Source organism: Sphingomonas sp. ABOLE (assembly GCF_003950455.1).
GTDB classification, from domain to species: Bacteria; Pseudomonadota; Alphaproteobacteria; order Sphingomonadales; family Sphingomonadaceae; genus Sphingomonas; species Sphingomonas trueperi.
Map to the genome: position 1 here is coordinate 69,878 of NZ_QQWY01000006.1, position 23,589 is coordinate 93,466.

A 23,589-nucleotide genomic window follows, 5' to 3' on the forward strand; every position below is an offset into this window, starting at 1 on the left:
GATATGCCAGCGCCGCGCGTGATTATTGGTAGAGCTGGGCAGTGCGCGGCAGCAGTTGGTCGATGCGGACGATCAATTCGAACAGCGGCTGGATCGCATCGGCGCCGTCGCCCAGTTCCTGCACGGCGCGCAGGCGATAGGTAGCGGCCGCGACGGCGCGCGTCGTGGCGGCGAGGTCCGGTGCGCGGGCGACCATCGATTCGCTGCGGTTCACCCGAACCAGCAGCCACGCGAGCTTGTGCGCGGCGTCGATCAGCTGGATCCGCTCGGCAGTGAGAAAGGCCCAGCTTCCCGTCGCCTCGATCACCGCTGCCGACAGCCCGTCGAGCGCCGCGAGCAGATGGCGCGGGCCGAACGCCGGATCGTCGCGTGCGGGCGCCATATCCTGGTTCAAGCCTTCGAGTTCGATGGCCGCCAGGGTGCCGCGATTCGCACGCGCGCGACCGGGCAGGACGGAACGTTGGAGGCGCGGCATCTGCATGATAGTTTCCCCACGATATGGGGCCTTGTACCGCTGACGAGACGCACTGCCCGTGACGCGCGTCACGCCGCAATGCGGCCGGGCGGCGTTGACCCTCCGGATCGCTGTCCCTAGGTTTCTTCGCGATGTATGCAGGTGAACCCCCGCTGAGCCTTCCCACGATCGTCCTGGTCGAGGACGATCCGCAACTTCGCACGCTGACCGCCCGCGCGCTCCAGGAAAACGGCTATACGGTGCGTCCCGCTTCGTCGGCGCCGGAGATGTGGCTGGCGCTGGAGCAGGGGCCGGTGGACCTGGTGCTGCTCGACGTGATGCTGCCGGGCACCAGCGGCATCGATCTGTGCCGTGCCATCCGCCAGAAGAGCTCGGTGCCGATCATCTTCATCTCGGCTAAGGGCAGCGAGACCGACCGCGTCGTCGGGCTCGAGCTGGGCGCCGACGATTATCTTCCCAAGCCGTTCGGTACGCGCGAGCTGGTGGCGCGGGTGCGCGCGGTGCTACGCCGCGGCGCGGGCGAACGCGACACCGCCGAGCGGCCCAAGGGCGAGATCCAGTTCGACGGCTGGACGGTCAACCTGCCGCGTCGCGAACTGCTGTCGCCGACCGGTGCCGTGGTGGACCTTACCGGTGCCGAATTCGACCTGCTCGTCACGCTGTGCGACCATTCGGGTCGGGTGATCTCGCGAGAGCGGCTGATCGAACTGTCGCGCACCCGGCTGGGCGACAGCTCGGATCGCAGCATCGACGTGCTGGTCAGCCGGCTGCGGCGCAAGCTCTCCGATGCGGGTCACCAGGCGCCGATCGTGACCGTGCGCGGCATCGGCTACACGCTCAACGTGCCCGTGACGCGCAGTTGAGGGCGTTTTTGAAGCGTCCCTCCGGGCTGATCGGGCAGGTCTTCGCGATCCTGCTGCTGACCATCCTTATCGAATTCGCCGTATCGACCTTGCTCTACGAGCGGGCCAGCCAGTTCGCGGTGCGCGACGACGAAGCGCGGCGATTGGCCGAGCATCTGGTGATCGCGCGCAAGCTGCTCGCCGAGCAGCCGCCCGCGCGGCGCGAGGACCTCGCGGTCGAATTCACCACCTCGCGCTACGAAGTGCGGTGGATGCCGCAATTGCCGAGCGGCCTGCGCGAGCAGCCCGACCTCGACCGTCTCTACGAGCAGGTCGTGCTCTGGGAGCCGACGCTCGCCTCGAACGGCCTGCGCCTGCGACTCACCTCGCAAGGGAGCAAGGCGCTGATCGTCGGCGCCGTGCCGATGCCCGACGGCAGCTGGATGTATTTTCGAACGCGCGAGCATGTCCATGCTGCCGACCTTGGCCTCTCGCGGATACTGCTCGCGTTGGCACCGGCGCTGGCGCTGATCCTGATCAGCGGTATCCTGCTCCGGCGCATGCTGCTGCCGATGCGACGGCTGGCGCTCGCTGCCGACCGCTTCGGCACCGGCACCATCCTGAAGGTGGAGGAAGCGGGTCCGAAGGAACTGCGCCGAGTGATCAGCGCGTTCAACCGCATGCAGGAGCGCATCCAGCGGCTGATCGCCGATCGCACCCAGGCGCTCGCGGCCGTGGGCCACGACATGCGCACGCCGCTGGCCCGGCTGCGTCTGCGCGCCGATGCGATCGCCGATCCGGACGTGCACGCCGCGGTCGAGACCGACATCACCGAGATGGAGGCGATGATTTCGTCGCTGCTCGCGTTCCTTGGCGGGGAGGGGGACAAGGAAACGCCGGCGCGCGTCGATCTCGCGGTGCTGTGCGCGACGATCGCCGACGACAATGCCGATCACGGCCGCGACGTGGAATATGACGGCCCGGACCATTTCGAGCATGTCCTGCGCCCGCTGATGCTCAAGCGCGCGCTCAACAACCTCGTCGACAATGCCGTTCATTATGCCGGCCAATGCTGCATCCGGTTGGTGCCCGCGGACGGCGCGGTGGCGATCCGCGTCGAGGACAAGGGGCCGGGCATTCCCGAGGAGGATCTTCAGCGGGTGATGCAGCCCTTCGTCCGGCTCGACGCGGCACGTTCGCGCGACACCGTGGGGTTCGGCCTCGGCCTGTCGATCGTCGCGCGGGCGGCGGAGGCGGAGGGCGGCAGCTTTCGCCTTGCCAATCGCGAGGGCGGCGGGCTCTGCGCCGAAATCCTCCTGCCGCGCAATGGCGCAGGGGCTTAGCAACGTTTTCTTACGAACGCGCCGCGATGCAGCAAATGGCGATCGATAGTGTGCGATCCTGAAGAGATGCCCGCGTCGCGGGTGTGTTACAGGAGCAAGCCGTGAACGAAGTGATCGGACGCGTCGTCGATTTCGAGAAGCAGGTCTTCCCGAACCAGCACGCCCTCTATTCCAAGCTTGCCACGCACGGGCAGAGCCCGAAGGCGCTGATGATCTCCTGCGCCGACTCCCGCGTGGTGCCCGAGCAGATCATCCAGGCCAACCCGGGCGACCTGTTCGTCTGCCGCAATGCCGGCAACATCGTGCCGCCCTTCGCCACCCAGAATGGCGGCGTTTCGTCGACCGTAGAATATGCGGTCGCGGCGCTGGGCGTGCGCGACATCATCGTCTGCGGCCATTCGGACTGCGGCGCGATGAAGGCGCTGATGAACCCGGAAATGCTGGAAGGCATGCCGAACGTCACCGCCTGGCTGCGCCACAGCCACGCCGCCAAGTGCGTCGTCGACGGCGGCTATGACAATCTGCAGGGCGCCGATGCGGTCCGCACCGCCGCGCTCGAGAATGTCGTCGTCCAGCTGGCGCACCTGCGCACCCACCCATCGGTCGCGGCCGGCATCGCGCGCGGCGAGATCGCGCTGCACGGCTGGTTCGTCGATATCGGCGCGGGCGTTGTGCTCGGCCTCGACGGCGAGAGCGGCCGCTTCATGCCGATTCGCGAAGATCGTCCGATGCCGGTGGCGCTCCCGGCCGGCCAGCGGCTGGCGCGCGACATCGAATATGCGGAGGCAGCCGAATGAGCACGGTCGCGGAAGCACCGAAGCCTAAGAGCTTCGTGCGCGACTTCACGGCGTCCATCGTCGTGTTCCTGGTGGCGATGCCGCTCTGCATGGGCATCGCCATCGCCTCGGGCGTGCCGCCCGAAAAGGGCCTGGTCACCGGCATCATCGGTGGCCTGGTCGTTGGCTTCCTCGCCGGCTCGCCGCTGCAGGTCAGCGGCCCGGCGGCGGGCCTCGCCGTCATCGTGTTCGAACTGGTGCGCGAGCAGGGCCTGTCCGCGCTCGGCCCCATCCTGATCCTCGCCGGCGCCATTCAGGTGATTGCCGGCGTGCTGCGCGTTGGCGGCTGGTTCCGCGCGATCTCGCCTGCCGTTGTGCACGGCATGCTCGCCGGTATCGGCATCCTGATCGTCGTCGGCCAATATCATGTGCTGTTCGACGCCAAGCCGCTGTCGAGCGGCCTCGCCAACCTGGCGGCGATGCCCGGCCGCGTGCTGGGCCTGTCGAGCGACCTCGCCTCGACGGAAATGGCGCTTGCGCTGGGCCTGCTGACGATCGCGACGATGCTCGGCTGGGACAAGTTCAAGCCCGCCGCGGTCAAGCTCGTCCCCGGCGCACTGGTCGGCGTGGTCGCGGCGACGCTGGTGGCGTTCAGCTTCGGCTTCGACGTGACCCGCGTCAGCGTGCCCTCGAACATCGTCTCGGCGATCGCGCTGCCGGAGAACGGCTTCTTCGCCAAGTGGATGGACCCGAGCGTCATCACCGCGGCGATCGCACTCGCCTTCATCGCCAGCGCTGAGACGCTGCTTTCGGCCGCCGCGGTCGATCGCATGCACGACGGCGTGCGCACCAACTACAACAAGGAACTGCGCGCGCAGGGCATCGGCAACCTGCTGTGCGGCGTCGCCGGGGCGCTGCCGATGACGGGCGTCATCGTCCGCAGCTCGGCCAACGTCCAGGCCGGTGCGCAGACGCGGCTTTCCGCGATCCTGCACGGCGCCTGGATTCTCGGTTTCGTCGCCCTGCTGCCTTGGCTGCTGCGCGAGATCCCGATGGCGGCGCTGGGTGCGGTGCTGGTCGTGACCGGTGCCAAGCTGGTCAACCTCAAGCATGTCCGCCACCTGTTCGCGCATTACGGTGTGCTGCCGGCGGCGATCTGGGCGGTGACCTGCCTGCTCGTCGTGACCGAGGACCTGCTCACCGGCGTGCTCGTCGGCATCGCGCTGTCGCTGCTCGAGCTGGTGCCGAACCTCCGTCGCCTCGGCCTCAAGGTCGACCAGCAGGAGGAAGCGGGTGAACACCGGATCGCGCTCGCCGGCTCGGCGACCTTCATCACGTTGCCCAAGCTTTCGGACCGGCTGGAGTCGGTGCCGGGCGGCAAGTCGGTGCTGCTTGACGTGTCGCGGCTCGACGCGGTCGATCACAGCTGCGCCGAACTGCTCAAGGACTGGCTGCAGCGCCGCCGTGCGGGCGGTTCGCCGGTCGATGTCCAGGGTGCCAGCGGCAAGACCGCGGTTCTCGCCGGCTAAGAAGGGGCACACCCCGAAGGCCTGGGGCGGCTTCCCTTGCGGAAGCCGCCCCATTTTTATGTTCAGATTTCCAGCTGGCTGCCGAGCTCGACCACGCGGTTGGTGGGAAGCTTGAAGAACTCCATCGCGCTTTCCGCATTGCGCACCATCCAAGCGAACAGCTTCTCGCGCCAGATCGCCATGCCGGGGCGCGACGAGGGCAGCAGCGTCTGCCGGGCGAGGAAGTAGCTGGTCTCCATCGGCCGGAACGGCGCGCCGCACTCCTGGATCGCCGCAAGCGCCACCGGTACGTCGACCTCGTCCATGAAGCCATAATGGAGGACGACGCGGAAGAAGCCGTCGCCGAGCGGCTCCATGGACCTACATTCGGCGCCGCGGACGTGCGGTACCGGCTCGATCGCGACGGTGAGCAGCACGATCCGCTCGTGCAGCACCTTGTTGTGCTTGAGGTTGTGGAGCAGGGCGGGGGGGATGCTGTCCGGCGTCGAGGTGAGGAACACCGCGGTGCCCTTCACCCGCGTGGCGGTCTGCGCCGCCGAGCGGATGAACAGCGCGATCGGCATTGCGCCTTCCTGCAGCCGATCGAGCACCAGCCGGCGCCCGCGCGACCAGGTGGTCAGCAGCACGAACGCCACCGCCGCCACCAGCAGCGGGAACCAGCCGCCGTCGGGGATCTTGGTGATGTTCGAGGCGAAATAGGCGCCGTCGATCAGCAGGAAGATGCCGGTGACGAGGCCGGCGAGCAGCTTGTTCCACTTCCACACCGCGAAGGTCAGCACGCCGAGCATGCAGGCGGTGATGAACATCGTGCCGGTCACGGCGATGCCGTACGCCGAGGCGAGGTTGCTCGAGCTGCGGAAGCCCAGCGCCAGCAGCACCACCATCACCAGCAGGCCCCAATTGACCAGCGGGATGTAGATCTGTCCTGCCGCCTTGGCGCTGGTATGGAGGATGCGCAGCCGCGGCAGGAAGCCGAGCTGCACCGCCTGTTGCGAGACCGAAAAGGCCCCCGAGATCACCGCCTGGCTGGCGATCACCGTCGCCATGGTGGCGAGAATGACCAGCGGCAGGCGCGCCCAGTCCGGCGCCATCAGGAAGAAGGGGTTCTCGATCATCGCCGGATTGCGCAGGATCAGCGCCGACTGGCCCAGATAGTTGAGCATCAGGCACGGAAAGGCGACGTAGAGCCACGACACCATGATCGCGCGGCGGCCGAAATGGCCCATGTCCGCATAGAGTGCCTCGGCGCCGGTCACCGCCAGCACCACCGAGCCTAGTGCCAGGAAGGCGAGGCCGGGGTCGAGCGTGAAGAACTTGATCGCGTACCAGGGATTGAGCGCCCAGAGGATCTCTGGCGCGGCGATGATGCCGCGGATGCCGAGCACCGCGATCACCGCAAAATAGACCAGCATCACCGGCCCGAACAGCTTGCCCACGGCCGCCGTGCCGCGTGCCTGGATCGCAAACAGCGCGACGAGGATCGCCACGGTCACCGGCAGCACCAGCGGCGTGAATCCCGCCTGGACGGTAGTGAGGCCCTCGACCGCCGAGAGCACCGAGATCGCGGGCGTGATGATCGCGTCGCCATAGAAAAGCGCGGTGGCGATCACGCCGGTCATGGTGATCGCGACGCGCCAGCGCGTGTCGCCCATCTTGCGGGTGATCAGTGCGAGCAGCGCCAGGCTGCCCCCTTCGCCCTTGTTGTCGGCGCGCAGGATCAGCGCGACATATTTGATCGTGACGATCGAGGTCATCGTCCAGAAGATCAGCGACAGCACCCCGTAGATGTGCGCCGGATCCAGGGCCAGCTTGTGATGGCCGATGAAACTTTCCTTGAGCGAATATAGCGGCGACGTTCCGATGTCGCCGAACACCACGCCGATCGCGCCGATCGCCAGCGCGGCGAACCGCTCCTGATGCGGATGCGCGGGGGCATCCCCGTCGCTCGCCAACTGCTCCACTGCAGGTCTCCGTGCCCCGACCGATTCGGGGTGCCACGCGGTACGCCTGCAGATTTTCCTACACTAGAGGCATCGAGGGGCAGCCTTTGGCATCGCCAGCCGATTTCAGGACAGGTGTGGCATGTTTCCATTCGCCCAAAAGGAAAGGGCCGCACCGATTGCTCGGTACGGCCCCTGCCTTGTTGGTAGAGTCGCTCGACTCAGCCCTGCGCGTCTTCCGCAGCGGGGGCTTCGGTCGCGATCTCGCCCGGCTCGGCGTTGGGATCATAATCCTCGGTGAAGCCGGTCTCTTCGCGCTCGAACATCGCCGCCGTGACGTCGACGCCCTGCGCCTGCATCTCGGCTTCTTCCGGCGAACGTGCGACGTTGACCTTGATGGTCACCGCGACTTCCGGGTGCAGCGCGACGCGCACTTCGTACACGCCGATCGCCTTGATCGGACGGTCGAGCACGATCTGCGCCTTGTTGACCTTGTGGCCGTCGGCGGTCAGCACGTCGACCAGGTCGCGCACCGCGACCGAGCCGTACAGCTGGCCGGTGTTCGACGCCTGGCGGATCAGGGTCACCGAAACGCCTTCGAGCGTCTTCGATTCCTTCTCGGCCTCGACGCGACGGGTCGCGTTCTCGGCTTCGATGCGCTCGCGATTGGCTTCGAAGACCTTGCGGTTGGCTTCGTTGGCGCGGAGCGCCTTCTTGCGCGGCAGGAGGAAGTTACGGGCAAAGCCGTCCTTCACCTTCACCACGTCGCCGATGTGGCCGAGCTTCTCAACGCGCTCCAGCAGAATGACTTCCATGGATCCGCTCCTTACTTGACGATGTAGGGCAGCAGGCCCAGGTGACGGGCGCGCTTGATGGCCTGGGCCAGCTCGCGCTGCTTCTTCGCGCTCACCGAAGTGATGCGCGAGGGGACGATCTTGCCGCGCTCGGAGACGAAGCCCTGCAGCAGGCGGACGTCCTTATAGTCGATCCGGGGCGCATCCTTCGCGGAGAAGGGGCAGCTCTTGCGGCGGCGGAAAAAGGGTCGTGCCATGGTCTATACGCTCCTTATTCGCCTTCGAAGTTGCCATCGCGGTCACGACGGCCGCGACGCTCGCGGTCGCCCTTGCGCATCATCACCGAGGGGCCCTGCTCATGGCCGTCAACCTTGACGGTCATGTAGCGGATCACGTCTTCGTTGATCTGCGTCTGGCGCTCCAGTTCGGCGACCACGCCGGCCGGTGCGTCGATCTCGAGCATCACGTAGTGCGCCTTGCGGTTCTTGGCGATACGATAGGCGAGGCTGCGAAGACCCCAGGTCTCGGTCTTGACGACCTTGCCGTTGTTGTCTTCGACGATCTTGGTGGCGGTTTCCGCCAGCGCGTCCACTTGCGCCTGTGCCAGATCCTGGCGCGCAAGGAACACATGCTCGTACAGAGCCATTCGTTCTCTTCCTGTTGGCCGATCGCTGACGCCGCCCCATGCGGTCGCCCCTCCGGCTGTCGTCTCGATAAAGCAAACGGAGCGGACGCATTGCTGCTCCGCTCCGATCGGTCGCCCTTACGCAAATGCGGGGGCGGATGCAAGCGCAATCAGGCGGCGGCGACGCGCAGCTGCTGGCGGGCGCGGCGGCGGCGCAGGGCACCCCCGGCCATGCCGACACCGGCGATCATCATGCCCCAGGTCGCCGGCTCGGGCACGCCCGCCACTGCCGCGGAGCCGAAGAAGGCGATGTGCGACAGGTCCTTGGCATTCTTGCCGTGCGGGATGTCCATCGTGCTCCAGCTGCCGCTGCTCAGATCCGCGACCTTGTAGAGCGAGAAATAATTGCCGGCCTTCACCGCCATATAGTCGATCACATAGCCCGGCGTCGCCCAGGTGCCCGACGAGGTGCCTGCGCCGGTGATCAGGCCCGACGTGCTGCTGGTGTCGAACAGATAGTTGAGCGTGATGTTCGGCTGCGCGCTCGGGACGAAATTGTTGTAGACGTTGTAGACGAGCTCCGCCTGCTTGTAGCTGTTCGGATTGAAGACGTTGTCGTTGCCGTTGATATTGCCCAGAAACAGGCATCCGCTCGAGGCCGCGACCGACGAGCACTTTCCAGGAACGATGATCGAGGCATTTGCGGCGCAAGGTGCTGCCGCGATCAGGGCGGCCGCGCCGGCCAGCATCGTCTTCATCTTCATTTCAAATCCTCCCGCTACTGCATCAGTGAACTTGAGAGGACGGTACGGCTGACGTGTAACTGTAACAACGATAAGGACTTTGGTTAATCGTGCCAAAAGCGGGCAACTGCCCCAGATCGCTACAGTCGATGGGCTGATGGGGTGAAGGGTCGACTTGTCGGTTGGATGCTGCTCGGCATCGACTTTGTGGCGGGTGTAGCCGAGCGGCAGGCTTGCGTCCGCCCCATGTCTCGCCGTAACGCGCTCGCCCATTCACGGCGCTTCCGCAGGAGACATAGTTATGCGCGCGTTTCTTTTCCCCGGCCAGGGCAGCCAGGCCGTCGGCATGGGCAAGGCCTTGGCCGATGCGAGCCCCGCCGCGCGCGAAGTGTTCCAGGAAGTCGACGAGGCGCTGGGCCAGAACCTCTTCAAGTTGATGAGCGAGGGCCCCGAAGGCGACCTGACGCTCACCGCCAACGCCCAGCCGGCGATCATGGCCAACGCCATCGCTGTGCTGCGCGTGCTCGAGAAGGAAGGCGGCATCCGCCTGGCCGACAAGGCCGATTGCGTCGCGGGCCATTCGCTCGGCGAATATACCGCGCTGTGCGCCGCCGGCGCGCTCGACCTGTCCACGACCGCGAAGCTGCTGCGGAAGCGCGGCGATGCGATGCAGTCGGCGGTGCCGGTGGGCGAGGGGGCGATGGCGGCGCTGCTCGGGGCCGATCTCGTCAAGGCGCAGGCGATCGCCGATGCCGCGGCCGAGGGTGAGGTGTGCACCGTCGCCAACGACAATGATCCCACCCAGGTGGTGATTTCGGGCGCCCGCGCCGCGATCGAGCGCGCGGTGGCCATCGCCAAGGACCACGGCGCCAAGCGCGCGCTGCTGCTGCCGGTCTCGGCGCCGTTCCACTGCCCGCTGATGCAGCCCGCCGCCGACGCGATGGCCGCCGCGCTCGCCGAGGTGGCGATCCAGGCGCCGCTGGTGCCGGTCTATGCCAACGTAACTGCGGCCCTGGTCGCCGACCCGGCGACGATCCGCACTCTGCTCGTCGAGCAGGTGACCGGCATGGTCCGCTGGCGCGAATCGGTTTCGGCGATGTTCGATGCGGGCGTGCATGATTTCGTCGAGCTGGGCGGCAAGGTGCTCGGCGGCATGGTCAAGCGCATCACTCCGGATGCCGGCGTGACCAGCGTGGTGTCGATGGATGACATTGAAGCGCTCGTGAAGGCGCTCTGAGGAGATACGGGAAATGTTCGATCTTACGGGAATGACCGCGCTCGTCACGGGCGCATCGGGCGGCATCGGTTCGGCGATCGCCAAGGCGCTCGCGGCACAAGGCGCCAAGCTCGCGGTGTCGGGTTCCAATGCCGAGAAGCTGGAAGCCTTCCGCGCCGGCCTGGGCGGCGAGCATGTCGCGTTGACCTGCAACCTCTCCGATCGCCCGGCGGTAGATGCGCTGGTACCACAGGCGGTGGAAGCGCTGGGTGGCAAGCTCGACATCCTCGTCAACAATGCCGGCGTTACCCGCGACAATCTTGCGATGCGGATGAAGGACGAGGAGTGGGAGCAGGTGATCCAGGTCAATCTGGAAGCCGCGTTCCGCCTGATGCGCGCCGCCGCCAAGCCGATGATGAAGGCGCGCTTCGGCCGCATGATCTCGATCACCTCGGTCGTCGGTGCAACCGGCAATCCGGGCCAGGCCAACTATGCCGCGTCCAAGGCCGGCCTGGTCGGCATGTCCAAGGCGCTGGCGCAGGAACTCGCGAGCCGCAACATCACTGTCAACTGCGTCGCGCCGGGCTTCATCCGGTCGGCGATGACGGACGTTTTGCCGGATGCGCAGAAAGAGGCGCTGCTCGGCCGCATTCCTGCCGGAAAGCTGGGCGAGGGCGAAGATATCGGTGCGGCGGTCGTCTATCTCGCCAGCAAGGAAGCGGCCTATATCACCGGCCAGACCTTGCATGTGAACGGCGGGATGGCGATGCTCTGAGCCGAGCAGCCGGGGGGCGTGGAGTAGGAAGACGATGCGTTTGATTGTTGCTGCAGCACTTGCACTTGCCACCGCAGCCCCGGCCTTCGCGGCGCCGGCCGATCCCACCTCGATTGTCTGCGTCGGGCAGAAGCTCGACGCGGCGGTGAAGGCGCAGCTGGCCGCCGATGTCGAGCGGAACCTGGGAACGCCCGGTCAGCGGCCGCGCTATTCGGCGGCGGTCACCCGCGGGCTCAACGACGCTACCACCGCCTGCGCCAATGAGCGCGGGTGGAGCGGCGCGGCAGCCACTGCCTCCGGCGTCTATGCATTGGCGGAAGTGGGCCTGCCGGTGGCGAAGCGCGTGGTCCAGGCGAAGGGCTTCGACCCCGCGACGCTCGACCAGCAGTTCGCCGCACTGCCCGAAGAGGTGCGCCGCAAGCCGCTGACCCCCAAGGCGACGCAGGACCTGATCCGCGCCGCCGTTACCGATGAAGCGCAACAGACCCGCGCCAATGCGGAACTGCTCGCGCAATATTTTGCGTTTCTCAACACGCTGGAATATGCTTCAGCCGACTTTTCCCGATAACGGGAGCGGGCCCTTGCGGCACCCTCTTGCAACCGCCCCGGCGGCATTCTAGGTGCGGGAAAACGGATTCAGAGCCCCATCACAAAGGAAAACAGGGACCATGGCCAACCAGGAAGAGATCACCACCCGCGTGCAGGCGCTCGTTGTCGACCATCTCGGCGTCGACGCCAAGGACGTGGTGCCGACCGCGAGCTTCACCGATGACCTCGGCGCGGACAGCCTCGACATCGTCGAGCTGGTGATGGCCTTCGAGGAAGAATTCGGGGTCGAGATCCCGGACGACGCCGCGGAGAAGATCAGCACCGTCGGCGACGCCGTTGCCTACATCTCCGAGCATCAGCAGGGCTGACGCTCGAAACGCGCTCCCGGCCCGATGGGCAGGAATTGCGACTAGGCGGCTTCCCGTCCCGTGCCTTTGGCGATGCGGACGGGGAGCCGTTTTGTATTACGAACGAACCGAACAGAAATTGACTGGAGAACTGCCATGCGCCGCGTAGTCGTGACCGGCCTGGGCCTCGTCACCCCGCTGGGGGCCGATGTCGAAACCGCCTGGAAGAACATCCTCGCCAGCAAGTCCGGCGCGGGCACGATCACCAAGTTCGACGCGACGGATTTCCAGAGCAACTATGCCTGCGAAGTGAAGCCGGCCGATCATGAATATGGCTTCGATGCCGGCAAGCGCGTCGACCACAAGATTCAGCGCCAGGTCGATCCGTTCATCGTCTTCGGCATCGATGCCGCCGGCCAGGCGATCGAGGATGCCGGCCTCACCGACATGCCCGAAGAGATGCGCTTCCGCGCCGGCTGCTCGATCGGTTCGGGCATCGGTGGCCTGCCGGGTATCGAGAGCGAATCGCTCGTCCTCGCCGAGAAGGGCCCGAAGCGGGTTTCGCCGCACTTCGTTCATGGCCGCCTGATCAACCTGATCTCCGGCCAGGTCTCGATCAAGTATGGGCTGATGGGTCCGAACCACGCGGTGGTCACCGCCTGCTCGACCGGCGCCCACTCGATCGGCGACGCCGCGCGGATGATCGCGATGGACGATGCCGACATCATGCTCGCCGGCGGCGCGGAAAGCACCGTGTGCCCGATCGGCATCGCCGGCTTCGGCCAGGCGCGTGCGCTCTCCACCGGATTCCGCGACGATCCCACCAAGGCAAGCCGCCCCTGGGACAAGGACCGCGACGGCTTCGTCATGGGCGAAGGCGCGGGCGTTGTCGTGCTCGAGGAATATGAGCATGCCAAGCGCCGCGGGGCGAAGATCTACGCCGAAGTCGTCGGCTATGGCCTGTCGGGCGACGCCTATCACGTGACCGCGCCGCATCCGGAAGGCTCGGGCGCGTTCCGTTCGATGCAGATGGCGATGCGCAAGTCGGGCCTTGCGCTCGGCGACATCGATTACATCAACGCGCACGGCACCTCGACGCCGATGGGCGACGAGCTCGAACTGGGCGCGGTGCGTCGCCTGTTCGGTGACGACATCGGCGGCGCGTCGATGAGCTCGACCAAGTCGGCGATCGGCCACCTGCTCGGCGGTGCCGGTGCGGTGGAAAGCATCTTCTGCATTCTTGCGCTGCGCGACCAGATCGTGCCGCCGACGCTCAACCTCGACAATCCGAGCGACAATTGCGTGGGCATCGATCTCGTGCCGCACGTCGCCAAGCAGCGGAAGGTGAAGGCCGTGCTGAACAACTCGTTCGGCTTCGGCGGCACCAATGCCAGCTTGGTGATGAAGGCGCTCTGATCCGATGGCGAAGAACGCGCGACCTCGACCCGCCAGGCGTGCGCTCGCACGCAGGAGCCGGGGGCCGCGCGTCCTTCTCGTCGCCGCGCTGCTGCTGGTCGCGGCCTTTGGCGGGGGCTGGTTCCTTTGGGCAGGGCCGGGGCCGGCAACGCAGGAACTGAGCGTCGTCGTGCCCGAGGGCGCGACACTCTCCCGCGCCGCCCGGCAGCTGGAAAAGGCGGGGGCGATCACGTCGCGCCCGATCTTTCTGACCTTCGCCAAGGCGTTCGGCGGCAATGGCACGATACGCGCCGGCGAATATCGCATCGCGCCGCGGAGCAGCGCGCGCCAGATCCTCGCGATGCTGCAGGATGGCAAGACGCTGCAGCGGCTGGTGACGGTGCCCGAGGGAATGCCCTCGATCCTCGTCGCCGAGGCGCTGGCCAAGGCGCCCGCGCTCACCGGCACCGCCAAGACGCCAGAAGAGGGCTCGGTGCTGCCCGACAGCTATGCCTATGTGCGCGACGAACCGCGTGCGGCGGTGCTGGCGCGGATGCAGAAGGCAATGACCGACTATCTCGCCAAGGCGTGGGCCAAGCGTGACAAGGCGCTCGTGGTGACGACGCCGCGCGAGGCGATCATCCTCGCCTCGATCGTCGAGAAGGAAACGGCCAAGCCGGCCGAGCGCACCACGGTGGCTGCGGTCTATGCCAATCGACTGAAGGCGGGCATGCCGCTCCAGGCCGATCCGACGATCATCTACCCGATCACCAAGGGCAAGCCGCTCGGCCGTCGCATTCTCCAGTCGGAGCTGCGCGCGAAGAACGGTTACAACACCTATGCGATGCGCGGCCTGCCCGAGGGCCCGATCGCCAATCCGGGGCGCGCCTCGATCGACGCGGTGCTGCACCCGGCGCAGTCCAAGGCGCTGTACTTCGTGGCCGACGGCACCGGCGGTCATGTCTTCGCCGAGACCTATGAACAGCACCAGGCGAACGTGGCGAAGTGGTACGCCATTCGCCGTGCGCGCGGGGAAATGTAACGCGACTTTCGCGCGCTTGTCTCGACGGCGCAGCCATGTAACAAAGTCTCCCTGATCCAAGAACATAGGGGGATTTGAATGCGTCGTGCTGCCTTTCTGTGCCTGTTGCTCGCCACCACCAGCCCGGCTTGGGCGCAGGACAAGCCGGCGGCAAAGGGCCCGGACCACCGCGAGCAGATGAAGGCCGAGGCCGAGGCCGCCTGGGCCAAGCCTTCGGTGGAGGAAACGACGGCGGTCAGCCATGGCGCCGTCACCGTCGGCGGCCAGCGGATCGCCTATACCGCCACCGCCGGCACGCTCACCATCCGCGACGATGACGGCAAGCCCACCGCCTCCTATTTCTACACCGCGTACACCCGTGACGGAGCGGCGCGCGAGCAGCGGCCGGTGACCTTCTTCTACAATGGCGGGCCGGGATCGCCGACGATCTGGTTGCACATGGGCAGCTTCGCGCCGGTCCGCGTCACCACCGCCAATCCCGAATATATCCGCCCGGCACCCTATGGCTTCGGCCCCAATCCGGATTCGCTGATCGACAAGAGCGACCTCGTCTTCATCGACGCGCTCGGCGCCGGCTGGTCGCGGCCGCTGGGGGACAAGACCGGCAAGGATTTCTGGGGCGTCGACCAGGATGCCGACGGCTTTGCCCGCGCGATCCTGCGCTACACCAGCAAGTTCGATCGCTGGCCTTCGCCGAAGTTCCTGTTCGGCGAAAGCTATGGCACGCTGCGCAACCCGGTGGTCGCGGCCAAGCTGGAGGATGCGGGGCTGAGCCTCAACGGGATGGTCCAGTTCTCGACGATCATGAACTATGGTGTTCGCCAGCCCGGCTACGACCAGAATTTCCTCACCCTGTTCCCGACCATGGCGGCGACGGCCTGGTATCATAACCGGCTGCAGAACCGCCCCGCGGACCTGCCGACCTTCCTCGCCGAGGTTCGCGCCTTCACCAGCGGACCCTATGCCGCGGCGCTCGCCAAGGGCTCGGCCATCTCGGCCGAGGAGAAGGCGGCGGTGGCCAGGAAGATGTCCGAATACACCGGCATCAGCGAGGCTTACATCCTGCGCGCCGACCTGCGCCTGACCCTGCCGCGCTTCCAGACCGAGCTGCTGCGCGATCGTCGCCTTGCCGTCGGCCGGCTGGACTCGCGCTACCTGCTCAACATGACCGACGCCAATGCCGACAGCCCGAGCGACGATCCGGCCTCGACCGCGGTCACCGGCGCCTTCGTCGCCACCTTCCAGGACTATGCGACGCGCGTGCTCGGCTACAAGACCGACATGCCCTATCGCATGACGGCGCGCGGCCCCGGCTTCGACTGGGACTGGAAGCACCGCGCGCCCGACGGCAGCGGCACCCATCTCGCCCCGGACAGTGCCGTCGACCTGGCCTATACGATGCGGACCAATCCGTATCTGAAGGTGCTCTTCATGAACGGCTATTACGACTTCGCCACCCCGTTCTACGGCGCGGAGTTCGACGTCAGCCACATGCTGCTCGATGCGCAGCTGCAGAAGAACATCCGCTTCACCTATTATGACGCGGGCCACATGGTCTACCTCAACCCCACGACCATGCCGCAGATGCACCGCGACCTCGCGGCCTGGTATGACGAGGCGCTGCGCACTGCCGCCTCCGCCCAGCCGCCGGCTCGGCCCGCCGCCAAGGCGGCCCAGAACTGACGCTGGACAAGGAGGAGTGCCAGCTGGGCGCTCCTCCACCTCCGCATAATTCCGGAAGGTCCAGTTCGACTGTTGTTAGCATTTGAAAACGTTTCGATTCGTTTTGCTGCGAATGCGAAATAAGTCATACGAAAAAGAATCTCTCGAACTGCATCGCTCTATAACAATCCGGAATGGACATATCCGGAGGTCGTGGTGCGCTTTTTGAATGATATCAGCATTGGTAACCGGTTATTTATCATAGGCGCGGGGTCGCTGGTCGGCCTGGTGCTGGTCATTCTTCTGTCGATCAACCAGCTCGACAGCTCGCTCACCAAGAGTTTTCAAGAACGAACCAAGCAGGCGGTGGACATCGCCTATAGCCAGCTGGACTATTACGAAGCCGAGCAGCGCGCCGGCCGGATGCGGCAGGCGGACGCCCAGGCCGCCGCCAAGAAGGTGATCGGTTCGATGCGCTTCGGCGCGAGCGACTATTTCTTCATTCTCGACACCAATCACATGATGGTGATGCACCCGGTGAAGCCGGAGAAGGTCGGCAAGTCGGCCTATGACAGCACCGATGCCGCGGGCGCCCATCATTTCCGCGAGATGGTGAAGGTCGCTGCCGAGCAGGGCGCCGGCGTCGTATCGTACGAATATGAACTGCCGGGCGGGAAGGGCATCAAGTCCAAGATCTCGTACGTCCGCGCCTTCAAGCCCTGGGGCTGGGTGGTCGCGACCGGCGTGTTCGACGAGGAAATCCAGGCAGCGGTGCAGGATGCCGAGATCAAGCTCGCCATGGCAGCGCTGGTGATCGTGCTGGTGCTGGTCGTCGCCGTCCTCTTCGTCAGTCGCTCGATCACGCTGCCGCTCGGCGCCATCACCGCCCGGATGCGCAGCCTGGCCGGCGGCGACACGGCCGCGGCGATCCCGGGCTCGGGCCGCAAGGACGAGATCGGCGCGATGGCAGGGGCGCTGGAGGTGTTCCGCCAGAATGCCGAGGCCAAGGTCCATGCCGAGGCCGCCAAGGCCGCCGCGGACGCCGACCAGCAGGCGATCGTCCAGCTGCTCTCGGAAAAGCTCCACGCCATGTCCGAGGGCGACCTGACGAGCGCGATCACCACCCAGGTACCGCCAGCGTACGGCAGCCTCCGCGACAACTTCAACACCGCGCTGGAGAATCTCCGCGAGCTGATCGGCGTGCTGTCCGAGGCCTCGCGCAGCATCGAGACCGGCTCGACCGAGATCTCGGCGGCGTCGGACGATCTCGCCCGCCGCACCGAAAGCAACGCCGCCAGCCTCGAGCAGACCTCGGCCGCGCTCCAGCAGATGAACGATCGCCTCAAGTCGAGCGCCGACGCGGCCGACAAGACGGTGGGCTTCACCCAGGAAGCGATCGGCATCGTCGACTCCGGCCGTACCACCGCCACCGATGCAACGGCGGCAATGGAGCGGGTGTCCGAAAGCGCGCGCGGCATCGACACCGTGATCGAGGGCGTCGACAAGATCGCCTTCCAGACCCGCGTCCTTGCGATGAACGCCGCCGTCGAGGCCGGTCGGGCAGGCGAGGCGGGCCGTGGCTTTGCCGTCGTCGCCGACCTCGTCTCGGCGTTGGCGATGCGCGCGGAAGAAGAGGCCCGCCGTGCCCGCGAACAGCTCACCACTACCCAGGCCGACATCGTCGTCGCGGTGGACTCGGTGAAGAAGGTCGATGCGGCGCTCGCCAACATCACCAGCAGCGTCAGCCAGGTGCACGAGTTCATCGAGGTGGTCGCCATCGACAATCGCGCCCAGTCCTCGGCGATCAGCGAGATCGCCACGGCGGTCGGTGTGATGGACCATTCGACCCAGCAGAACGCGGCGATGGTGGAGCAGACCTCCGCTGCCGCCCGCAACCTGGCCGGCGAGGTGAGCGGCCTCACCCAGCAGGCGGCGCGGTTCAAGATCGGCAACGCAGCGCCGGTACGTGCGCGGGCGCGCTCGGCATCCGCCGCGCCCCGTCCGGCTCCGGCAGCGGCACCCCGCGCGGCACCGGCCATGGCCGGTGCCGAGGAGTGGGCGAGCTTCTGATTGCCCGGCGGGCAGTGCCGCGACGGCACCGCCCGCCACCTTCGCAAGACCCGATATCCGGGGGCGGCCCGCCGCCCTCCCGAGGCGCAGCATTGCCCCGTTCACAGGGACAGGGACGAGGCATTGCGGCGCCGTGCCAGCACGGATTTTCCCATGTCGCGTTCCCAATTGTTCCTGCCCCTGGTCGCCACGATCGGCCTCTCGCTCGGCGCCGCGCCCGCATTCGCCCAGACCGAAGCGGCGATCGAACCCGCCGCACTGCTGGTGATCGCCGAAGTGCCCCAGGACGGGCCGCAGCAGAGCATCCCGCCGCAGAAGTCGACGCCCCCCGCCGAGGCGGTGACGCCGCGCGCGCCTTCCTCCCCGGCCACCTTCACCTATCCGTCGCAGGCCGACGGGTTCGGCATCAAGCTGGGCGGCTACAACACCTCGCGCTGGGCCGAGGACTGGCGCGGCATGCGCAATCCCAAGAAGCGCGACGATCCGCTCGATCGGCTGAAATATCTGCCGATCGCCGGGGATGGCCTGGCCTATGTCACGCTGTCGGGTGAGATCCGGCTGCGCGAGCAGCTCGTATCGCAGCCCGGGCTCTCCAAGGGGCCGCATCGCGAGGAGCAGCTGCTGCGCATCTTCGCCGGCGCGGACGTGCATGTCGGCCCGCTGCGCGCCTATGGCGAGCTCGCTCATGGCGGGCTGTCCGGGTACAATATCGGCACGCCGGCGGGCAAATCGCGCAACGACCTGTTCGCCCAGCAATATTTCGTCGAGCTGAGCGGCACCGTGCTGCCGGGCGTCAGTGCCGGGGTGCGCTATGGCCGGCAGGAGTTCACCGACGGTGCGCCGGGGCTGATCTCGGTGAAGGACGACAACTCGATGCACACGGAGCTCAACGGCGGCCGTGCCTGGGTGTCGTTCGCGCAGTTCCGCGCCGATCTGTTCGATTTCAAGCAGACCACGCTCGGCCTGGGCGGCAGCGGCGACGACCGGATCGACGACGGTACGCGATTCTCGGGCGTCACCTTCGGCGTCGTCCTCGCCAACCAGGCCAAGCGCAAGATCTTCTTCGATCCCTTCTTCTGGCGCGAGCGCAACGACATGTTGAAGTGGGGCAAGACCAGCGGGGTCGAAATCCGCCATTATTACGGCGCCCGCCTTTGGGGCAGCATGGGCAAGCTGACCTTCGACTGGCTGGTCAACCACCAGGGCGGCGACCTTGCCGGCCGGCCGATCGATGCCTGGTTCCTCCAGGCGGCGCAGACCTACAGCCTGAGCAAGAAGGGGCTGAAGCCCAAGCCCGGCATTCACTTCGATTACGGGAGCGGCGGCGGCGCCTATGGCAGCGGCACGATCCGCAACACGCGGGTGATCACCGCCGGATCGATCGCCTATAGCTACCAGCTGGTGCTTGGCCTGAGCAATCTGTTCCAGGTCTCGCCGAACGTCACCATTTCGCCGAGCACGTCGCTCGACCTCACCGCCGAGCTGCAGCACAGCCTGCGTGTCGACGCGACCGACGCCGTTTATCGCGGCGCCGGCACCGCCTATGCGGGCACCCAGCTGGTGAAGGGCGCGCATGTCGGCGACGCGGCGCGGCTGCAGGCGACCTGGAAGGTCAGCCCGCGCGTCTCGGTGATCGGCCGCTACGAATATTTCGAGCCCGGCGCGGTGCTCAAGGCAGTGGGATCGAAGGGATCGCATTTCCTCGCCGGCTGGATCAGCTTGCGTTTCTGAGGCCGCAAAAGTTCCGAAAGTTCCGGGAAATCGACATCAGCGCGATCCCGGCCGCGACGCGGGCGGGGCTGGTTCCAGCGCCGCCCGCGCTTCGCGTTCGTAGCGCTGCATCGGCTCGCCATAGCAGGCGGCGAACAGCAGCCGACTGTCGAAGCGGCGGCGATGCCCGATGATCTTGCCGCGCCGCGTGATCGGCACCAGTCGCCCTTCGCGGGCGATCTTCATCGCCAGATCGAGCGCCATCAGCCGGCCCTGGTCGACCGCCGCATCCCAGGCGCGGACGAAGCCGGCCGCATCGGGGCGGGTGCGCAGCCGCCGCGCGCTCTGCGGCGTCATCCCCACCGCGCGCGCCGCCGCGGCGACGCCGCCATGGCTGGCGAGCTCGGCGATGAAGGCGCGCTGCCGCTCGGCGCTCCAGCCATCGACGCGCGGGCTGGTGGCGACCGGCGCGAAGTCGAAGGGATCGTCGTCTTCGGGCTGCATGGGGCCGAGGATAGGCATGGATCGCATCTGTAGGAAAGCGATTTGTTTCTCATTTGTTCTTTTTGCAAGCGGCGGGGAGGTCGCGTTTCGGGAGCGGCTGTGGCAGGGGGGGCCATGCCGATCACGCCCCATATCCTCGTCGATGCCGATGCCTGCCCGGTGAAGGAGGAAATCTACAAGGTCGCCTGGCGGATGGAGGTGCCGGTGACGATCGTGAGCAACGCCCATTTGCGCATTCCGCAGCACCCGCTGCTCACCCGCGTGGTGGTGAACGACGGGTTCGACGCCGCCGATGACTGGATCGCCGACCACGCCGATGCCGGTTCGGTGGTGATCACCGCGGATATCCTGCTCGCCGATCGCTGCCTCAAGGCCGGCGCGGCGGCGGTGCTCGCGCCCAACGGCAAGCCTTTCACGACCAGTTCGATCGGCAGCGCGGTGGCGGTGCGCGCGATCATGGCCGATCTGCGCGCCGGCGGCGATCGCATCGGCGGGCCGCCGCCCTTCGGCAAGGGAGACCGCTCGCGCTTCCTGTCCGCGCTCGATGCGGCGCTGGTGCGAGCGAAGCGCGCCGCTGCCGGATGATCTGGAATATAGCCGGCTAAGCTGTTGATCAATTACGGGACAGCGACGGAATCGCTTGTCTTGACTCCACCATGGTTTGGGATAACCCACCGTTAACTATCAATGCATGGGGATGCATTCCGGGGAGGTCTTGCGATGCAAAGTCGAGTTCTGGCGAGCGCAGCGTTGCTGCTTGCCGCCGTTGGCACCACGCCCGCCCTCGCGGCGGACTTCTACCTCTTCAACAATTCGCCCAGCGGCTCGGTCAAGCTTACGGTGAACGGGGCCGGCAGCATCAATGCCTTCCAGACCGGCTGGTTCGACAGCAACGGCACGCACTATAACGCTTGGACCAATTACTTCACCGGCAGCGTGACCAGCTGGGGCTCGACGACGGAGTATCGCTCCTTCTTCAGCTTCTTCCCGACGGGACCGGTGACCAGTGCATCGCTGACCATCGGCAACGCGCTCGTCGACGGCTATGGCAATGCGACCGGGCGGCCGCTCGAGCTGACGCTGTACGACGTGACCAGCTCGATCGTCGGGCTGCAGCAATATAATGGTGCCGAGGGCATTTTCGACGATCTCGGCTCGGGCGCGGTACTCGGCAAGATCACCGTGAGCGCCGGGGCCGCGGGCTATACGATCGAGCTGAACCAGGCCGGCGTCGATGCGATCAACGCCGCCTATGCCGGCGTGGGCCCCTTCACCGTCGGCGCGCGCCTGACCGCCAGCCCGGTACCCGAGCCGGCGGCATGGGCGCTGATGCTCGGCGGCTTCGGGCTGATGGGCGGCGCGCTCCGCGCCCGGCGGCGGCGGACTTCGGTCACCTGCGCCTAAGCGGGCGACCTGCCCGGCTCAGTGCAGCTTGGCGATCGACAGCCCGTCGAGCTTGGCGCGTTCCTTCACCGATTCCTCGCTGCGGGTGAGCGCCTTGGCGATGGCGCGCAGCGGCATGCCCTTCTTGGCGAGGGTGTGGAGCTTTTGCAGCTCGTCGGGGCGCCAGGGCTGGCGGTGTCGTTCGAAGCGTTCGGCCATGGCGCGGGCTTAATCGATCTTGGCGGCCGGTGCCATCCGGGCGCGCAACATCGCGGCGACGCGTTCTGCGCCCGCCTCGCTCGCGCTCGCCACGTCGATCGGGCGGCCGCCGAGCGCCTCGTCCTCGCTGTTGAGGAACAGCCGCGCGGTCTCGCGATCGGGGAGCGCCTGGAAGGCGAGCAGCGCTACCCGCGACTGGCGCGCGATGACCTCGGGCGCCAGCTTGGTCTTGGTGGTGCCGCGGAAGCGCTTGCGATCGAGCTCGTCCGACGTCGCGCCCACCGCGACCTTGGTGATCGCGCCCATCAGGCGGCGACCGTCATGGCATGGGCCTGTCGATAGGCGGCGATGCGCTCGGCATAGCCAGCGGCGAACGCGCGATGCGCCGCACGCGAGGATATGCACGCGGCGGTGCCGGCGCGGGTCAGGGCGTTCTGGTGGCGGGAAAGGAGATAGGCGAGATCCATCGGCATATCCGAGCTGCGCAAGCGAGAACATGATGGACCCAGCCGCCGGCGCTTACGGGAGGGGAAGCCGACGATAGCATGTAAGTGGGGATCGCCGGGCCGTTTCGCAACCGTGGCGATTAGGCCAGCGCGCGTTCGCCCTCGCGCAGCGTCAGCACTTCCACGCCCGTGGCCGTCACTGCCACGGTATGCTCGAACTGCGCGGAGAGCTTGCGGTCGTTGGTCACCACCGTCCAGCCGTCGTCGAGCGTGGTCACCTTTCGGGTGCCCTGGTTGAGCATCGGCTCGATCGTGAAGGTCATGCCCTCGCGCAGCTTCATGCCGGTGCCGGGACGGCCGAAATGGAGGACCGAGGGTTCCTCGTGCATCTCGCGGCCGATACCGTGGCCGCAATAGTCGCGCACGATGGCATAGCCGTGCTGCTTGGCGTGGCGCTCGATCGCCGCGCCGATGTCGCCCAGCGTCGCGCCCGGGCGGACCTGGGCGATGCCCTTCCACAGCGCCTCCTGCGTCACCTTGACCAGCCGCTTCGCCTGGGGCGAAACGGTGCCGACCATGTAGGTCTTGCTCGAGTCGGCGATGAAGCCGTGTTTTTCCAGCGTGATGTCGAGGTTGATGATGTCGCCGTCCTGCACGATCGTGCCGGCATCGGGCACGCCGTGGCAGACGACATGGTTGATCGAGCAGTTGAGCACGAAGCCATAGCCATATTGCCCCTTGCTGGCGGGGCGGGCGTGGAGTTCGTCGGTGATGTAGCGTTCGACCAGCGTGTCGATCTCGAGCGTCGACATGCCGGCGAGGGGCGTGCGATCGAGCATCTCGAACACCTGGGCGAGCAGCCGGCCCGCCTCGCGCATCAAGTCGAGCTCTTCCGGAGTCTTGACCATCTCAGGCGGCCTCGAGCGCGGCGGCGCCGACCTGCGCCTCGGCAAGCTGGCGGCGGACGATCTCGTTAAAGGGCAGGGTGGGATTCGCCTCGGCGAGCATGCCGATCTTCATCCAGTACTCCGCCTGGGCGTTGATCGAGCGGCACATCACCGCGCTGGCGCGGCGGGCCTCCTCGTGGAGGTCGTCGGCGATTTTCACGATGCCCATGAGTGCTCCGGTAGAGGTGAACGTACGGAGCGTATATGGTTCGTATATTGGGGAGGGGCAAGGGGGGTAGGACTGCAAGCCCCTCCCC

27 protein-coding genes are annotated in these 23,589 nt (G+C 66.8%); 15 read left to right on the top strand and 12 right to left on the bottom strand.

What is annotated here, in order from left to right; genetic code table 11:
* Window positions 1-22 precede the first annotated feature (22 nt).
* A complete protein-coding gene (locus CA234_RS05540) occupies window positions 23-481 on the bottom strand; it encodes a hypothetical protein (RefSeq protein ID WP_126001086.1) in 459 nt (152 codons plus the stop codon).
* A 146-nt stretch (window positions 482-627) separates the two neighbouring features.
* On the opposite strand from CA234_RS05540, the gene CA234_RS05545 reads away from it, so the two are divergent.
* The 4 genes from CA234_RS05545 to CA234_RS05560 all read left to right on the top strand — a co-directional run bounded on the left by CA234_RS05545 (window position 628) and on the right by CA234_RS05560 (window position 4,965).
* Complete coding sequence (locus CA234_RS05545) at window positions 628-1,338, top strand: response regulator transcription factor (RefSeq protein ID WP_121079427.1); 711 nt, start codon at window positions 628-630, stop codon at window positions 1,336-1,338.
* An 8-nt stretch (window positions 1,339-1,346) separates the two neighbouring features.
* Window positions 1,347-2,660 (top strand): ATP-binding protein, encoded by a 1,314-nt coding sequence (locus CA234_RS05550; RefSeq protein ID WP_241213257.1) that lies wholly within the window; start codon window positions 1,347-1,349, stop codon window positions 2,658-2,660.
* Between the two features lie 101 nt (window positions 2,661-2,761).
* Complete coding sequence (locus CA234_RS05555; protein WP_125977148.1) at window positions 2,762-3,457, top strand: carbonic anhydrase; 696 nt, start codon at window positions 2,762-2,764, stop codon at window positions 3,455-3,457.
* A complete protein-coding gene (locus CA234_RS05560; protein ID WP_125977147.1) occupies window positions 3,454-4,965 on the top strand; it encodes a SulP family inorganic anion transporter in 1,512 nt (503 codons plus the stop codon). Before CA234_RS05555 ends, CA234_RS05560 begins: the two co-directional genes overlap by 4 nt.
* A gap of 62 nt (window positions 4,966-5,027) precedes the next feature.
* Here CA234_RS05560 and CA234_RS05565 read toward each other — a convergent pair whose 3' ends face one another.
* The 5 genes from CA234_RS05565 to CA234_RS24750 form a co-directional block, all read right to left on the bottom strand.
* A complete protein-coding gene (locus CA234_RS05565) occupies window positions 5,028-6,917 on the bottom strand; it encodes a potassium transporter Kup (protein ID WP_125977155.1) in 1,890 nt (629 codons plus the stop codon).
* Window positions 6,918-7,126: 209 nt separating this feature from the next.
* Window positions 7,127-7,720, bottom strand: a complete 594-nt coding sequence (gene rplI / locus CA234_RS05570; protein WP_125977146.1) for a 50S ribosomal protein L9 — start codon at window positions 7,718-7,720, stop codon at window positions 7,127-7,129.
* A gap of 11 nt (window positions 7,721-7,731) precedes the next feature.
* Window positions 7,732-7,956 (bottom strand): 30S ribosomal protein S18, encoded by a 225-nt coding sequence (rpsR, locus tag CA234_RS05575; RefSeq protein WP_010543816.1) that lies wholly within the window; start codon window positions 7,954-7,956, stop codon window positions 7,732-7,734.
* Window positions 7,957-7,970: 14 nt separating this feature from the next.
* On the bottom strand, window positions 7,971-8,345 hold the full coding sequence (gene rpsF / locus CA234_RS05580; protein ID WP_125977145.1) for a 30S ribosomal protein S6: 375 nt from the start codon (window positions 8,343-8,345) through the stop codon (window positions 7,971-7,973).
* A gap of 149 nt (window positions 8,346-8,494) precedes the next feature.
* A complete protein-coding gene (locus tag CA234_RS24750; RefSeq protein WP_241213258.1) occupies window positions 8,495-9,088 on the bottom strand; it encodes a PEPxxWA-CTERM sorting domain-containing protein in 594 nt (197 codons plus the stop codon).
* Between the two features lie 280 nt (window positions 9,089-9,368).
* Between CA234_RS24750 and fabD the strand changes: the two genes are divergently transcribed.
* From fabD to CA234_RS05630, 9 genes are all read left to right on the top strand, one after another.
* A complete protein-coding gene (fabD, locus tag CA234_RS05590) occupies window positions 9,369-10,304 on the top strand; it encodes an ACP S-malonyltransferase (protein ID WP_126001087.1) in 936 nt (311 codons plus the stop codon).
* Window positions 10,305-10,317: 13 nt separating this feature from the next.
* Window positions 10,318-11,058, top strand: a complete 741-nt coding sequence (fabG, locus tag CA234_RS05595; RefSeq protein WP_126001088.1) for a 3-oxoacyl-[acyl-carrier-protein] reductase — start codon at window positions 10,318-10,320, stop codon at window positions 11,056-11,058.
* 34 nt (window positions 11,059-11,092) lie between these two features.
* Window positions 11,093-11,626: a hypothetical protein gene (locus CA234_RS05600; RefSeq protein WP_125977142.1), complete on the top strand. Its 534-nt coding sequence runs from the start codon at window positions 11,093-11,095 to the stop codon at window positions 11,624-11,626.
* 100 nt (window positions 11,627-11,726) lie between these two features.
* On the top strand, window positions 11,727-11,975 hold the full coding sequence (locus CA234_RS05605) for an acyl carrier protein (RefSeq protein WP_010543822.1): 249 nt from the start codon (window positions 11,727-11,729) through the stop codon (window positions 11,973-11,975).
* 135 nt (window positions 11,976-12,110) lie between these two features.
* Window positions 12,111-13,370: a beta-ketoacyl-ACP synthase II gene (gene fabF / locus CA234_RS05610; RefSeq protein WP_125977141.1), complete on the top strand. Its 1,260-nt coding sequence runs from the start codon at window positions 12,111-12,113 to the stop codon at window positions 13,368-13,370.
* Between the two features lie 4 nt (window positions 13,371-13,374).
* Window positions 13,375-14,391, top strand: coding sequence for an endolytic transglycosylase MltG (mltG, locus tag CA234_RS05615; RefSeq protein ID WP_126001089.1), 1,017 nt, complete (start codon window positions 13,375-13,377; stop codon window positions 14,389-14,391).
* A 78-nt stretch (window positions 14,392-14,469) separates the two neighbouring features.
* A complete protein-coding gene (locus CA234_RS05620) occupies window positions 14,470-16,074 on the top strand; it encodes a peptidase S10 (RefSeq protein ID WP_125977139.1) in 1,605 nt (534 codons plus the stop codon).
* Between the two features lie 267 nt (window positions 16,075-16,341).
* Entirely contained in the window at window positions 16,342-18,123 is a 1,782-nt protein-coding gene (locus CA234_RS05625; RefSeq protein ID WP_241213259.1) for a methyl-accepting chemotaxis protein, read from the top strand.
* A gap of 153 nt (window positions 18,124-18,276) precedes the next feature.
* A complete protein-coding gene (locus CA234_RS05630; protein WP_241213260.1) occupies window positions 18,277-19,854 on the top strand; it encodes an alginate export family protein in 1,578 nt (525 codons plus the stop codon).
* 36 nt (window positions 19,855-19,890) lie between these two features.
* On the opposite strand, the gene CA234_RS05635 is transcribed toward CA234_RS05630, so the two are convergent.
* Complete coding sequence (locus CA234_RS05635) at window positions 19,891-20,337, bottom strand: hypothetical protein (protein WP_164521719.1); 447 nt, start codon at window positions 20,335-20,337, stop codon at window positions 19,891-19,893.
* A gap of 114 nt (window positions 20,338-20,451) precedes the next feature.
* Between CA234_RS05635 and CA234_RS05640 the strand changes: the two genes are divergently transcribed.
* Both CA234_RS05640 and CA234_RS05645 read left to right on the top strand, forming a co-directional pair.
* The gene (locus CA234_RS05640) at window positions 20,452-20,922 is read left to right on the top strand and encodes a YaiI/YqxD family protein (protein WP_126001092.1); all 471 of its coding nucleotides are present in this window, start codon (window positions 20,452-20,454) and stop codon (window positions 20,920-20,922) included.
* Window positions 20,923-21,057: 135 nt separating this feature from the next.
* Window positions 21,058-21,741: a PEPxxWA-CTERM sorting domain-containing protein gene (locus tag CA234_RS05645; protein ID WP_125977135.1), complete on the top strand. Its 684-nt coding sequence runs from the start codon at window positions 21,058-21,060 to the stop codon at window positions 21,739-21,741.
* 18 nt (window positions 21,742-21,759) lie between these two features.
* Here the strand turns inward: CA234_RS05645 and CA234_RS05650 are convergent, their stop codons facing one another.
* The 5 genes from CA234_RS05650 to CA234_RS05665 all read right to left on the bottom strand — a co-directional run bounded on the left by CA234_RS05650 (window position 21,760) and on the right by CA234_RS05665 (window position 23,501).
* Window positions 21,760-21,939: a hypothetical protein gene (locus CA234_RS05650; RefSeq protein WP_010543827.1), complete on the bottom strand. Its 180-nt coding sequence runs from the start codon at window positions 21,937-21,939 to the stop codon at window positions 21,760-21,762.
* Window positions 21,940-21,948: 9 nt separating this feature from the next.
* Complete coding sequence (locus CA234_RS05655; RefSeq protein ID WP_125977134.1) at window positions 21,949-22,245, bottom strand: antitoxin Xre/MbcA/ParS toxin-binding domain-containing protein; 297 nt, start codon at window positions 22,243-22,245, stop codon at window positions 21,949-21,951.
* Complete coding sequence (locus CA234_RS24255; protein WP_164521714.1) at window positions 22,245-22,412, bottom strand: hypothetical protein; 168 nt, start codon at window positions 22,410-22,412, stop codon at window positions 22,245-22,247. The genes CA234_RS05655 and CA234_RS24255 overlap by 1 nt, the downstream gene beginning before the upstream one ends.
* Before the next feature lie 113 nt (window positions 22,413-22,525).
* The gene (gene map, locus CA234_RS05660; protein ID WP_126001093.1) at window positions 22,526-23,293 is read right to left on the bottom strand and encodes a type I methionyl aminopeptidase; all 768 of its coding nucleotides are present in this window, start codon (window positions 23,291-23,293) and stop codon (window positions 22,526-22,528) included.
* Window position 23,294: 1 nt separating this feature from the next.
* Window positions 23,295-23,501, bottom strand: a complete 207-nt coding sequence (locus CA234_RS05665) for a ParD-like family protein (RefSeq protein WP_093295321.1) — start codon at window positions 23,499-23,501, stop codon at window positions 23,295-23,297.
* Between the last annotated feature and the right edge of the window lie 88 nt (window positions 23,502-23,589).